Raw genomic sequence first — 13,236 nt, 5'->3', positions numbered from 1 at the left:
GTCGTCATTGCCTTGGCGTTTGCCCAGCCACACGCAAAAAAAAGGCCAGCAATGACGCTGGCCTCCGGTTTTTTAGGTGTTCAGAAGATATTTAGCGGGTAGTCGACGATCACCCGGTACTCATCGGTGTCGTTATCCAGCTCGCCATACCCGTTGCCGCCGCGGTTGGTCGCCCATTGCAGGCGCAGCGCCAGGTCCTTGGCCGAGCCGCTTTGCACCACGTACTTGAGGTCGATATCGCGTTCCCAGTGTTTGGCGTGCTTGCCATCGGCGCTGTACCAGCTGGCATAGCCGCGGCTCTCGGGATCAGCCTTGGTCAGGTCCAGCTCACCCCGGGAATAGGACACCGCCGACGTCAGGCCCGGCAGGCCCAGGCCGACAAAGTCATAGGCGTACTTGAGCTTCCACGAACGTTCGTTGGGGCCGTTGAAGTCCGAATACTGCTGCGAGTTGTCCAGGTAGATGCTGTCGCCCTGGCTGATGTAGTCGAACGGCGTGTTGCCGTTGACCCGCTGGTAGGCCGCCGTAACGCTGTGGTTACCCACGCCGACGGTGAAGTGCAGGCTGTAGGTGTTGTTGTCGATGGAGCCCAGCAGCGCCTGGCCGGTGTCCTGGGTGTGGTAGACGTGCAGGCCCGGGTTGAGGCTGACCAGCTCATTCACCGCGTAGGTGTAGTCCAGGTCGTAGTAGTACTGGTTCCAGATGTCCTTGAGCTCGGAGGCGTAGAGGCTGCTGGTCAGGCCTGGAACGCCGCTCCAGGCGGTGCCGATCCAGTTCAGGTGCAAGGATTCATCACCATCGCGCAGCGAACCATAGGACGTGCCGATGCGTTTGTGTCCGCTCTGGTTGTAGGGCTTGGTAAAGCTGGCCTGGCCCCCTTCGATCAGCCAACCGTCGAAACTGTGATTGCTCAGGCTCACGCCACGAAAGGTCTGCGGCAGCATCCGGCTCTGGCCGCCGGCGATCACCGGGTTATTCAGGAACAGGTCACCGGCTTTGAGTTCGGTGTCGAAGGCGCGCATTTTCAAGGTCGCCCCCGCCGTCGAGAACGACCCCGGCGCTTTGCCGTTGCCATCGCTGATGGGCAGGATGCTCGAGCCGTCCGTGCCGCCACCGCCGTCGAGTTTCAACCCGAGCATGGCATTGGCATCGATGCCGAAACCGACGGTGCCCTGGGTATAGCCGGACTCGAAAATCCCCAGGAAACCTTGGCCCCATTCGATGTTGTCATCGTTTTGCTGATGCCGATTGCGGTTCATGTAGTAGTTGCGAGCGTTGAGCTTGAGGCTTGAGCCCTCGACAAAGCCTTCGGCCGGCGGCGCTTCGGCGGCTTGGCCCTGGCTGCAGATCGTTGCAGCCAATGCAATGAATAGCGGGGTGAAAATGAAGGGTGTCTGCATCGGGATGGAGCTCCTTGAGGTGGATAACGGTCATTTTTTATTGTGGATTCGGTGCTGCTTGTTCTGTGGAATACGCCCTCCATGGGCGCATTCTGATGGCAAAAAAAAGCCGCTGAAGGCAGCGGCTTTAAGACAACTCACTCCGGGGTTACAAGCGGAGAAATTGTCGAGGGAAACGAGTCGGTAATGCGGATCAGCTGTCTTTCTGCGAGTCGGCCTGGCTGTGCTCGGCCGTTACTTTCTGGGCTTGTTCGGCATTTTTCTGCTGGGCAGCCAGGGCCACTTGCGCTTCCTGGAAGGCCTCTGCACGTGCCGCGTTGCGCGCGGCGAATGCCTGGGACTCTTCGGCCATCGCCAGTGGGGCGACGAACAGGGAAGACAAAACAAATGCGCTGGCAATACCCATGACGTTGGACATTTCTGAAGACCTTCTTGCAGAGCAAGTCAAATTCGGTGCGACAAAAATATAGGGCTGAGGCGCTCGGAAAAAGAGCTGAACAGGATAAGGACTGTTACCGAAAAAACAACAGTGGCTGTGGTTTTTCTGTAAAGGCAGCGGCGTCGCCCCCTGGGGCGGGGGGCTTAGACCGGCAGGTAAATGCCAAAGGTATTGATGCCCGCGTTACTGCGCACGAACACATCGCCGCCATGCATCAGGGCGATGGCCTTGACGATGGCCAGCCCCAGGCCATGGTTGGCGCCGCTGTTGCTGCGCGAGGCGTCGACCCGATAGAACCGCTCGAACAGGCGCGGCAGGTGTTCGTTGGCAATGCCCTGGCCAGGGTTGCTGACGGCGATTGCCACCTGGTGTTCCTGAACCTCGATCCGCACCTGGATCATCTGGCCGGGGGCGGTGTGCTGTACGGCGTTGCTCAGCAGGTTGATCAAGGCGCGACGCAGGTGGGCGATTTCGATCGAGACCTGGGCGTCGCCGCTGACTTCGACCTTGACCTGGGCGTCTTCGAGGATGAAATCCAGGTAGTCGAGGGTGGTCGCCACTTCGCTGGCCAGGGAGGTGGCGGTGAGTTTGGTGGCCTTGCTGCCCTGGTCGGCGCTGGCCAGGAACAGCATGTCGTTGATGATCGAGCGCAACCGCTCGAGCTCTTCCAGGTTCGATTGCAGGACCTCGAAATAATGCTCCGCCGAACGTCCCCGGGTCAGGGCCACCTGGGTCTGGCCGATCAGGTTGGTCAGGGGCGAGCGCAGTTCGTGGGCCACGTCGGCATTGAACGACTCAAGCCTTGTATAGGCTTGCTCGACCCGTTCCAGGGTCGAGTTGAAGGAGTTGACGAACTGGCTCAACTCCGGCGGCAGTGGTGACAGTTGCAAGCGTCCGGTCAGCCGTGGCGGGGCCAGGCGCTGGGCCTCCTGGGACAGTTTAATCAACGGCTTGAGGCCGATCCGCGCCACCCAGTAACCCAATGCCGACGCCAGCAACACGCCGACAATGGCCAGGCTGATCAGGGCCATCAGCAGTTGGTGCTGGGTTTGGTAAAAGGTCTCGGTGTCGATGGCGATCAGAAAGCGCAGGGGCGGACGCTGGTCCTTGGCCGGTAACTGGCTGACCAGCACTTTCAGCGGGTATGGGTGCTCGGCCAGATTCAGGTCGCGCATGCCCAGGGGCCCCAGGGCCAGTTCGCGGACCTGTGCATCCGGGTCGCCGTACTCGTAGTGGGCGTCACCGCTGACCACCCAGAATCGAATGCGCTTGTCTTCTTCGCTGAGCAGCTTGAGCTTGGCGTTGATCTTGGCCCAGTGCTCGGGGGTGCCATAGCGCGTCAGCGCCGACTCCAGCACGCTGTAGCGCGCATCCAGTTCGGCCTCGGGCAACAGGCCCAGGCCCTTGTCCACCTGCTGGTACAGCGCGCCGCCGATCAGCACGAACACCAGTAACGCCACCAAGGTGAACATGCCGCTCAGGCGCAGGGCGATGCTGTTACTGGACACCGCGGCTCTCCAGCACGTAACCCATGCCGCGGATGGTGTGCAGCAGTTTCTCCTCGAAAGGCCCGTCGAGCTTGGCCCGCAGGCGCTTGATCGCGACTTCGACCACGTTGGCGTCGCTGTCGAAATTGATGTCCCAGACCATTTCCGCAATCGCGGTTTTCGACAGGATCTCGCCCTGGCGCCGGGCCAGTACGCTGAGCAGCGAGAACTCCTTGGCGGTCAGGTCGAGGCGGGTTCCGGCGCGGCTGGCCTTGCGGCTGATCAGGTCGATCCACAGGTCGGCGATGCTGACCTGCACCGGCTCATGGCCGCCGCTGCGACGGGTCAGCGCCTGCAGGCGGGCCACCAGTTCGAGGAAGGAAAACGGCTTGCCGAGGTAATCGTCGGCGCCGTCGCGCAGGCCCTTGATCCGGTCTTCGACCCGCTCGCGGGCGGTGAGCATGATCACCGGGGTCTGCTTGCGCGCGCGCAGGGCGCGCAATACGCCGAAGCCGTCGAGGCCCGGCAGCATCACGTCGAGCACGATCACCGCGTAATCGCTTTCCAGGGCCAGATGCAGGCCTTCGACGCCATCGCGTGCCAGGTCCACGGTGTAACCCTGTTCCGTCAGGCCGCGGTGCAGGTAATCCGCGGTTTTTTCTTCATCTTCGATAATCAGAACGCGCATGACCCCGCCTCAGGTAGTGGTCGCCAGCACCGGGGCTGGTTTGGGCCGATGGAAGAGCCGCTCGAGCCACAAGTATATGACCGGAGTGGTGAACAGGGTCAGCGCCTGGCTCACCAGCAGCCCGCCGACCACGGCAATCCCCAGTGGCTGGCGCAGCTCGGCGCCGGTGCCGTAGCCGAGCATCAGCGGCAGGGCGCCGAGCAGGGCGGCCAGGGTCGTCATGATGATCGGCCGGAATCGGGTGATACAGGCCTGGTAGATCGCCTCTTCAGGGGGCAGGCCGCCACGGCGTTGGGCGTCCAGGGCGAAGTCGATCATCAGGATGCCGTTTTTCTTGACGATGCCGATCAGCAGCACCAGTCCGATCAGGGCCATGATCGAAAAGTCCTGGCCCAGCAGCCAGAGCATCATCAGCGCCCCCAGGCCGGCAGAGGGCAGGGTCGAGATGATGGTCAGCGGGTGCACGAAGCTCTCGTAGAGCACCCCGAGAATGATGTACACCGCCACCAGCGCCGCCAGGATCAGCCAGGGCTGGCTGGCCAGGGAACTTTGGAAGGCCTGGGCCGCGCCCTGGAAGTTGCCGCTGATGGCTGCCGGCATGCCGATTTCGGTTTTGGCCTGGTTGAGCAGGATCACCGCATCGCCCAGGGCCACGCCAGGGGCCAGGTTGAACGACAAGTTGGCGGCCGGGAACATGCCGTCATGGGCGATCGACAGCGGGCCGATGGTCGGCGCATCGAAGCGTGCCAGGGCCGAGAGCGGCACCATCTCCCCGCTCAGGGGCGAGCGCAGGTAGAAGTAGTTGAGGCTCTCGGCTTTGCCGCGCTGGCGGGTGTCGAGTTCGAGGATCACGTTGTATTGGTTGATCTCGGTCTGGAACTCGTTGATCTGTCGTTGGCCGAAGGCATCGTACAGGGCCTCGTCGACATCGCTGGCGGTCAGGCCGAAGCGGGCGGCGGCGACTCGGTCGATATTGATATGGGTAATGCTGCCGCCCAGTTGCAGGTCGTTGGAAATATCGCGGAAGGCCGGGTTGCTGCGCAGTTTTTCCGTCAGGCGCTGGGTCCAGGTGCTCAATGTCGGGCCGTCGTTGCTCTTGAGTACGTATTGGTACTGGGCGCGGCTCGGGCCGGAGCTGAGGTTGATGTCTTGGCCGGCGCGCAGGTAGAGCACGACCCCGGGGATTTTCATCAGCTGCGGACGGATCCGGTCGATAAAGGCGCTGGCGGACACGTCGCGCTCGCTGCGTTTTTTCAGGGCGATCCAGAACCGGCCGTTGGCGATGGTCTGGTTGCTGCCCGAGACCCCGACCGAATGGGAGAAGGCCGCTACTGCCGGGTCAGCCGCCACGATCTCGGCCAGTGCCTGATGTTTTTTCACCATGTCGGGGTAGGAGATATCCGCAGCGGCTTCGGTGGTGCCGAGGACGAAACCGGTGTCCTGCACCGGGAAGAAGCCCTTGGGAATGAAGATGTAGCCGACCACGGCCATGGCCAGGGTCAGGGCGAAAATCCCCAGCATCAGCTTCTGGTGGGCCAGGGCCCGGCGCAGGCCGCGCTCATAAAGGGCCAGCAGGCGTTCGCCGAACCCCGGCTTGGCATGTGCCTCATGCACCGGGGCACGCATGAACAGGGCCGCGAGAGTGGGGGCCAGGGTCAGGGACACCACCACCGAAATCATGATGGTGCTGGTGGCCGTCAGGGCGAATTCCTTGAACAGGCGCCCGACCACGCCCCCCATGAACAGCAGCGGAATAAACGCCGCCACCAGCGAGAAGCTGATGGAAACCACGGTAAAGCCGATCTCGCCGGCGCCCTTGATAGCCGCCTCGCGCATGCCGTCGCCGGCTTCCAGGTGGCGGTGGATGTTCTCCACCACCACGATGGCGTCGTCCACCACAAAGCCCACGGCCACCACGATCGCCACCAGGGTCAGGTTGTTCAGGCTGAACCCCAGCAGGTACATCAGGGCAAAACTGGCGATCAGCGACACCCCCAGCACGGCCGAGACAATCAGGGTCGCCGACCATTGGCGCAGGAACAGCGCCATCACCGCGACCACCAGCAGCACCGCGATCAGCAGGGTGATCTCCACTTCGTGCAGGGAGGCGCGAATGGTCTGAGTGCGGTCGATCAGCACCTTGACCTGGACCGACGCCGGAAGCATGGCTTCAAGACCCGGCAGGGCAGCCTGAATCCGGTCCACGGTCTCGACGATATTGGCCCCCGGCTGGCGCGAAATCACCAGGTTGACCCCCGGTTGGTCGCCGGACCAGGCCTGGATATAGGCATCCTCGGGGCCACTGACCACCCGCGCCACATCCTTGAGGTGCACCGGCGCGCCATCCTTGTAGGAAACAATGAGCTGGCTGTACTCCTCGGGGTGGAACAACTGGTCGTTGGTCGACAGCGTGGAAATACTCGATTCGCCGTACAGCGCACCCTTGGCCAGGTTGAGGCTGGTTTGCTGGATCGCCAGGCGGATATCGGCCAGGGTCAGGCCAATGGCTGCCAGCTTGTCGGCTGAAGCCTGGACCCGGATCGCCGGCCGTTGCTGCCCGGTGATGTTGATTTGCCCGACACCGTCGATCTGGCTGATCTGGCGTGCCAGCAGGGTTTCCGCGTAATCGCTGAGTTCGGTGCCGGGCATCTGGGTCGAACTGATGCTGAGGATCAGCACCGGGCTGTCGGCGGGGTTGACCTTCTTCCAGGTCGGCAGGGTCGGCATGTCCTTGGGCAGTTTGCCGGCAGCGGTGTTGATCGCCGCCTGAACTTCCTGGGCCGCGGTGTCGATACTTTTATTCAGGGTGAACTGCAAGGTCAGCAGGGATGAGCCCAGGGCGCTGCTCGAGGTCATCTGGGTCATGCCGGGGATGGCGCTGAACTGCACTTCCAGGGGCGTGGCCACCGACGAGGCCATGGTGTCGGGGCTGGCGCCGGGCAGGGTGGCCGAGACCTGGATGGTCGGGAACTCGGCTTCCGGCAGCGGCGCGATGGGCAGGCGCGGAAAGGCGATCAAGCCCACCAGCACCAGGGCGAAGGTCAGCAGGACGGTGGCGACCGGATGGTCGACGCACCAGGCTGAGACCGAACCGTGGCCCTTCATGGCTTGAGCTCCGCGTCAGCGGCTTGCACCACCTGGGGCGGATCGCCGAGCACCTGCACCTGGGAGCCCGGCTTGAGCCGGGATTGGCCGTCGCTGACCAGCACATCCCCGGCCTGCACGCCCTGGATGATGTTCAGGCCACTGTCCTGATAAAGCATCTGCACCGGCACCACTTCCACCTTGTCGCCCTGTACCCGGTACACGAAGTGCTGGTCGAGGCCGCGCTGCACCACCGTGGGCGGTACGGTCAGGGCATTTTTGTCGAGGGCGGTCTGGATCTGGATCGTCACCAGTTGCCCGGGCCAGAGCTTCTGCTGGTCATTGGCGAACTCGGCCTTGGCCCGCAGGGTGCCGGTGTTGGCGTTGATCTGGTTGTCGATCAGGGTCAGGTGGCCTTCGCCCAGCAGGTCGCCGCTGGTGCTGTCGGCGCCGATAAAGACTTTGACCGCCGCCGGGTCCTGGGCCTTGATCAGGCCCTGCAGGGTCGGCAGCATTTGCTGTGGCAGCGAAAACTCCACGGCAATCGGGTCGATTTGGGTCACTGAGAACAGGCCCTGGGTATCGCTCATGCGCAGGAAGTTACCTTCATCCACGGTGCGAATACCCACGCGGCCGGTGACCGGGGAGCGTATCTGGGTGTAGGAAAGCTGGACCTGGGCGGCGTCGATGGCGGCCTGATTGCCCTGGGCAGTGGCTTTGAGCTGGTTGACCAGGGCTTGCTGCTGGTCATAGGTCTGTTTCGAAATCCCGTCATCCACCGTCAGCAATTTGTAGCGCTTGAGGTTGATCTGGGCCACCTGCAACTGCGCCTGGTTTTCCGCCAGTTGCGCCCGGGCCTGGTCGAGGCTGGCGCGGATCGAGCGGTCGTCGATGGTCGCCAGCAGGTCGCCGGCCTTGACCAGTTGCCCTTCCTTGACCAGGAGCCTGGTCAGGATGCCGTCGACCTGGGGCCGGATCACCACGCTGTGCAGCGACAGCACCGAGCCGATACCGCTGGTGTGACGCGGTACGTCCTTTTGCACCACTTCGACGACCCGCACCGGGATCGCGGTGGGGGCCGCCAGTTTGTGGGCGGCCGGCTTGTTCAGCAGCCACAGCCCACCGGCAACCAGTACGACAACGACGCCTAGGATCACGACTGTTCTTTTGGGTTTCCGCATGGGATAGAGCGCCGGGGCAATGGGATCGGGAGGAGGGGCCAGTATCAGTGCCTCACTTATAGCCGGCCAACCCAGTCAGCAAGGTGACGGCTAACTGACAGCGCTGTCAGTAATGGCTGACCATTCGTGTCTTGTCAGGTTAAAGATCTGAGACGCACAGGTATACTGCCGCCGTCTGTGGCCTGTCCCCGGCCATTTCACCTCTCCGGAGCTTCCATGAATTCCCCTACACAACCGCCTGTGTCCGACGCTGTGAGCGACGACCAGGTTGTCGAGCCAACCACCGTTGACACCGAAGACAAACCGGCGATCGCCGCGTTCAAGTTTCCGTTCAAGCCTTCCGAGTTTGCCCAGGCCAAAAATGCCAATCAGCCCTGGTACAAGGGCGGCGCTACCAATGGCCACACCAAGACTCCCGGTGCAGCGCCTCCCGGCACCCGTCGCTCGATGGGCAAGCGCTGATCGCGCGATGCCTGCCGAGTTGGTCATATTTGCGCTTCTTAGCGGCAATGATGGCTAAATGATACAAACGTGAGCTGGATCAGTATTTGTGGGATCAGTGCGCTTAGAGTCAGCAGCCCTGCCGACTCTATCCCAACAATCCGAGCGCGCTCTCCATGAAGATCAACCTTCCAGTTACCGGGCGAAATGTGGACTTCGCCCCTGATGTGAACATCCTGTCGACCACCGATCTGACGAGCGCCATCACTTACGCCAACCCTGATTTCATCGAAATCAGCGGCTACGATCGAGACGAATTGTTGGGCTCGCCCCATAACCTGATGCGTCACCCGGACATGCCGTCTGCGGCGTTCGCCCATATGTGGCAAACCCTCAAGGCCGGTCGTTCATGGATGGGCCTGGTGAAGAACCGCTGCAAGAACGGCGATCACTATTGGGTCAGCGCCTACGTCACCCCGGTGACCCGCGACGGTCAGGCGGTTGAATATCAGTCGGTGCGCACCAAGCCCACGGTTCGGCAAATCGATGCCGCCGAAGCGGCCTATGCCCAACTGCGCAGCCCGCGTTCACCGTTATGGCGACGGCTGCCGGCGCTGGGGGTCAAGCTCAAGCTCTGGGCCCTGGTCAGTGGCGCATTTATGGCCAGCTTCCTTGCCTCGACCGTTCTTATGCCGCCTTCCGTATGGTCTCACGGCCTGGCCGTGGCGACGGGCTGCGGCCTGAGTGCCCTGGGCATCTGCCTGCTGCTCAAACCCCTGGATCAACTGAGCGCCCGTGCCCGGCAGATTGCCGATAACCCCTTGAGCCAAGGCATCTACACCGGTCGCAGTGATGCCTTCGGCCAGATCGGGTTCGCCCTGCACATGCTGGAAGCCCAGGTCGGTGCGGTGGTCGGGCGGATCGGCGATGCGTCCCAGCGGCTGGCCGGGCATGCGGCCGAGTTGGTGGAGCATTTGCACAGCAGCCACAGCAGCACCCTGGAACAACAGGCGGAAACCGACCAGGTGGCGGCGGCGATCCATCAGATGGCCGCCAGCGTCGCCGAGGTCGCCAATCATGCCCAGCAGGCGTCCCAGGCCGCGGATCAGGCAGAGGGCGAAACCCGTGCCGGCCATCATCTGGTGGGCGAAAGCCGAAGCGCGGTACTGCTCCTGGCCAGCGAACTGGTGCGGGCCACCGAGGTGATTCACCAGTTGGAAAACCACAGCAGCGACATATCCGGGGTGCTGGACGTGATCCGCAGCATCGCCGAGCAAACCAACCTGCTGGCCCTGAATGCGGCCATCGAAGCGGCCCGGGCCGGTGAACAGGGGCGCGGTTTTGCCGTGGTGGCCGATGAGGTGCGCGGCCTTGCCCAGCGCACCCAGGATTCGACCAATGAAATCCAGCGCATGATCAGCACCCTGCAAAACGGTGCCCGGGATGCGGTGCAGGTGATGTTGCAGAGCAGCGAGCATGCACAGAACAGTGTCGAACAGACCCAGCGCGCCGCCGTGGCCCTGGACGGCATCAGCCAGCGGGTCAATCAGATTACCGAGATGAGCCTGCAGATCGCGGCGGCGGTGGAAGAGCAAAGCGCGGTCAGCGAAGACATCAACCGTAATATCAGCGGCATCCGCAATGCCTGTGATGCCACCGTCAGCGCCGGCCAGCAGAGCCATATCAACTCCGGGGATGTGGCGGCGCTGGCCGGGGACCTGCAACAGCTGGCCCATGAGTTCTGGCACAAGCGCAGCTAGCCGGTGTCTGCCGGGTGGGCAGTTACGCCGCCCGCAGGGAAATAAACGCGTAGTTGAGCGGCGCCTCGGTCGCCACCTGCGCCCCGGCGGCCTGCACCTGGCCGGCGATGTCGTCGCCCGAGACATGGAATAGCCACGCTGTGCCGGCCGCCGCCAGGGGCCGGGCCTGGACCTGGTCGATCGCTTGGGCCAGGGCCGCCATTTCCGGCAGGTAGGCGGTGAAACCATCGCCCTTGAGCGCGGTGGTGCGAATTCCCAACAGCGCGCAAATCGCTTCCTTGCTGCGGATATCGTCACGGTCGGCCTGGCGTGAGCGGCGGATCAGCTCAATCAGCTCCTGGTCCACCAGTTCGCCACCGACGATCAGCGCCGGCCCTTGTTCCCAGGATTCAGGCGGGCATTCCTTGGCTTGGGGCTGCAGCGGGATATGGGGGTTGATCTCCATCGGGTAAATACGGCACACCAGCGGCCGGCGCTGGTAGATGCGGCACAGCTGGTCTTCGTCAAGATTCCGGCACGGGCCGACGTTGTAGGCGGCGAAGGTGATGGCCACATAGGCTTCGGCAGTGCCGCTGCGGACCACGCAGGAACGCCGTTGCGCATGCTCGCGTTGCGGGGCGGGAAGGCCCAGGCCGTTGCCGAGAAACCCCTCCACCAGAACAATCACCTGACCGCCGTCAGCCGCCCATTGGCGGGCTTCGGCGAGGGTCAGGGGCACGTGATGGTCGGTGCAGCACTTGCCGCAGCCGACGCAGGAAAACGATGTATTCATTGTGCGAAAAAAGCCATGGTTGATCGGCCCGGGTGCCCGCCAGGAAGGGCGCGGTGGACACCGTAAAGCCAGTCATGAAGCAAGTTATGCGCCATTCATTTACGCGGCAGGGCGGGGCGGATCGAGTCCCACTCGGTGACGTAGGCAGTTTTGTGCTGCTTGTCGTACAGGCACAGCTCGGTGCCGGTTTGGCCCTTCATATGCGGTTGCGGGTACTGGCCTTGAAGGAGTAAGGCGACATAGCCCACCCGGTCATCGAATTGCGCGGCAGTGCCGACCGCTTTCGGTTTTTTCAGCCCGCTGGCCTGGGTGCAGCTGGCGACCACGGCCTTGTCCAGGGCGGCCCAGGCCTCGCTGCTGGAGGCGTGGGCCTGGGCGGCAAGGGCGGTCAGGAGGATAGCGCTCAAGGTGATGGTTTTCATGCCGGGGGGCTCCCTGGGTTGGCGGTTCCCCGGAGTATGCCTGAGGCGGCGCCGATGAAAATCGCGGCCAAGTGATGGCCCCTGCCCGGCGCCGGCCAGCGACTAGGGCAGGGCGGGTAGCGCAGTGGGCAGCGGTTCGCGGCGGACCAGGGTCATGCCGACGCTGGCATACAGCTCGCGGGCCAGCAGGTTGTCTTCGCGCACCTTGAGGTCGACGAAACCCTCGCGGCGCTGGCGGAACACCTCGAATGCATGCAACAGCAAGGCCCGGCCAATGCCCTGGCCCTGGGCGCGGGGGTGCACCACCAGGTCCTTGATGTAGGCGCTGGTCCAGCACTGGGCCACGCCGACCAGGCCTTCGGCGTCGTGGGCGATGAAGCACAGCGCCGGGTCATATTCGGCATCGGTTTCAAAGTGCCTGCGCCAGGTGTCGAGCTCGGGCAGGTCGCCGCCGTCGGCGTACCCCTCTTGCATCAGTTGATACACCCCGGCCGCCAGGTGTGCCTGATACGGACCGAGGCGTATGGTGGCCGGCCAGCTCGCGGCGGGCAGCGGCGTGCCCAGGTCACGCCGCAACAACAGGCAATGTCCGCTCGCCAAGGCTCAGGCGCCCTGGGCGGCGACCGTCTTCGCCGCTTCGATCAGGCAGCGGGTCAGCTCCGGCGAGGAAAACTTGGTCAATACCGCATTGGCCCCGGCCAGTCGGGCTTTTTCGCTGTTCATCGCGCTGTCCAGCGAGGTGTGCAGCAGCACGTAGAGGTGGGAGAAGTCCGGGGTTTCGCGCAGGGTGCGGGTGAAGGCGTAGCCGTCCATCTCCGACATCTCGATGTCGGAGACGATCAGGTTGATCTGCTGCGCCGTGCCTTGCAGGTCCAGCAGGCAGTCGATGGCTTCCTTGGCGCTGCGCGCGGTGTGGCATTGCAGGCCGAGGTTGCGCAAGGTGTGCACCGATTGCTGCAGGGCCACCTGGCTGTCGTCGACCACCAGAATTCGTGCGTTACCCAGCACTTCGGCGTCTTCCATGCTCAGCTCGGTCGGGGCCATTTCGATCTGCGCCGGGGCGATGCCGTGGATCACCTTTTCGATATCCAGCACCTGGACCAGGGTCCCGTCGACCTGGGTCACCCCGGTGATGTAGGACTTGATACCGCCCGAGCCATAAGGGGGCGGACGGATATCAGTGGTCAGGCAGTGCACGATCTTGCTCACCGCCTGCACGTGCAGGCCCTGTTTCGAGCGGCTGACGTCGGTGACGATCAGGCAGCCGCCGTCCGGGTCTTCCAGCGGCCGCTCGCCGATGGCCCGGCTCAGGTCGATCACCGACAACGAAGCGCCGCGCAAGGTGGCGATGCCTTTGACGTGGGGGTGCGACTCCGGCAGCTTGGTCAGCGGCGGGCAGGGGATGATTTCACTGACTTTAAGCAGGTTGATTGCCATCAGCTTGCCGCTGCGCAAGGTAAACAGCAGGAGCGAAAGTGAGTCTGCGCGGGCTTTGTTGGAAGACATAAAAACCTTCTGTAGAAAAGGTGGTGTCGCGGTTAGAGCCACGAACAGCTATCGGT

At 63.3% G+C, this 13,236-nt stretch carries 12 protein-coding genes and 1 pseudogene; 3 read left to right on the top strand and 10 right to left on the bottom strand.

The genetic code is table 11. The features are described from left to right. Positions 1-80 precede the first annotated feature (80 nt). The 6 genes from AC19YX_RS18070 to AC19YX_RS18045 all read right to left on the bottom strand — a co-directional run bounded on the left by AC19YX_RS18070 (position 81) and on the right by AC19YX_RS18045 (position 8,279). A complete protein-coding gene (locus AC19YX_RS18070) occupies positions 81-1,400 on the bottom strand; it encodes an OprD family porin (RefSeq protein WP_500606719.1) in 1,320 nt (439 codons plus the stop codon). 193 nt (positions 1,401-1,593) lie between these two features. Beyond that, on the bottom strand, positions 1,594-1,818 hold the full coding sequence (locus AC19YX_RS18065) for a hypothetical protein (protein WP_078472391.1): 225 nt from the start codon (positions 1,816-1,818) through the stop codon (positions 1,594-1,596). A 164-nt stretch (positions 1,819-1,982) separates the two neighbouring features. Further along, on the bottom strand, positions 1,983-3,347 hold the full coding sequence (locus tag AC19YX_RS18060) for a heavy metal sensor histidine kinase (RefSeq protein WP_500606718.1): 1,365 nt from the start codon (positions 3,345-3,347) through the stop codon (positions 1,983-1,985). After that, positions 3,337-4,014 (bottom strand): heavy metal response regulator transcription factor, encoded by a 678-nt coding sequence (locus AC19YX_RS18055; protein WP_020297534.1) that lies wholly within the window; start codon positions 4,012-4,014, stop codon positions 3,337-3,339. Before AC19YX_RS18055 ends, AC19YX_RS18060 begins: the two co-directional genes overlap by 11 nt. Positions 4,015-4,023: 9 nt before the next feature. Next, a complete protein-coding gene (locus tag AC19YX_RS18050; protein ID WP_201127810.1) occupies positions 4,024-7,119 on the bottom strand; it encodes a multidrug efflux RND transporter permease subunit in 3,096 nt (1,031 codons plus the stop codon). After that, complete coding sequence (locus tag AC19YX_RS18045; protein ID WP_078472389.1) at positions 7,116-8,279, bottom strand: efflux RND transporter periplasmic adaptor subunit; 1,164 nt, start codon at positions 8,277-8,279, stop codon at positions 7,116-7,118. Before AC19YX_RS18045 ends, AC19YX_RS18050 begins: the two co-directional genes overlap by 4 nt. 216 nt (positions 8,280-8,495) lie before the next feature. Here AC19YX_RS18045 and AC19YX_RS18040 point away from each other — a divergent pair, with 216 nt between their 5' ends. The 3 genes and pseudogenes from AC19YX_RS18040 (at position 8,496) to AC19YX_RS18030 (ending at position 10,480) form a co-directional block, all read left to right on the top strand. After that, positions 8,496-8,741, top strand: a complete 246-nt coding sequence (locus AC19YX_RS18040) for a hypothetical protein (protein ID WP_078472388.1) — start codon at positions 8,496-8,498, stop codon at positions 8,739-8,741. Positions 8,742-8,896: 155 nt separating this feature from the next. Further along, positions 8,897-9,178, top strand: a pseudogene (locus tag AC19YX_RS18035) (PAS domain-containing protein); the annotation flags it as partial. A 231-nt stretch (positions 9,179-9,409) separates the two neighbouring features. Continuing rightward, positions 9,410-10,480 carry a methyl-accepting chemotaxis protein gene (locus tag AC19YX_RS18030; protein WP_500606768.1) on the top strand — a complete coding sequence of 357 codons (1,071 nt, stop codon included), beginning with the start codon at positions 9,410-9,412 and terminating at the stop codon, positions 10,478-10,480. 22 nt (positions 10,481-10,502) lie between these two features. Here AC19YX_RS18030 and AC19YX_RS18025 read toward each other — a convergent pair whose 3' ends face one another. From AC19YX_RS18025 to AC19YX_RS18010, 4 genes are all read right to left on the bottom strand, one after another. Further along, positions 10,503-11,252: a YkgJ family cysteine cluster protein gene (locus AC19YX_RS18025; RefSeq protein ID WP_078472386.1), complete on the bottom strand. Its 750-nt coding sequence runs from the start codon at positions 11,250-11,252 to the stop codon at positions 10,503-10,505. 95 nt (positions 11,253-11,347) lie between these two features. Beyond that, positions 11,348-11,674, bottom strand: coding sequence for a hypothetical protein (locus tag AC19YX_RS18020; protein WP_078472385.1), 327 nt, complete (start codon positions 11,672-11,674; stop codon positions 11,348-11,350). Positions 11,675-11,776: 102 nt separating this feature from the next. Next, positions 11,777-12,274 carry a GNAT family N-acetyltransferase gene (locus tag AC19YX_RS18015; protein ID WP_500606717.1) on the bottom strand — a complete coding sequence of 166 codons (498 nt, stop codon included), beginning with the start codon at positions 12,272-12,274 and terminating at the stop codon, positions 11,777-11,779. 3 nt (positions 12,275-12,277) lie between these two features. Continuing rightward, entirely contained in the window at positions 12,278-13,180 is a 903-nt protein-coding gene (locus AC19YX_RS18010) for a chemotaxis protein CheV (RefSeq protein ID WP_020297526.1), read from the bottom strand. Between the last annotated feature and the right edge of the window lie 56 nt (positions 13,181-13,236).

This window comes from Pseudomonas sp. MF09150 (assembly GCF_059862355.1).
This window is presented reverse-complemented; position numbering and strand designations above follow the sequence as displayed.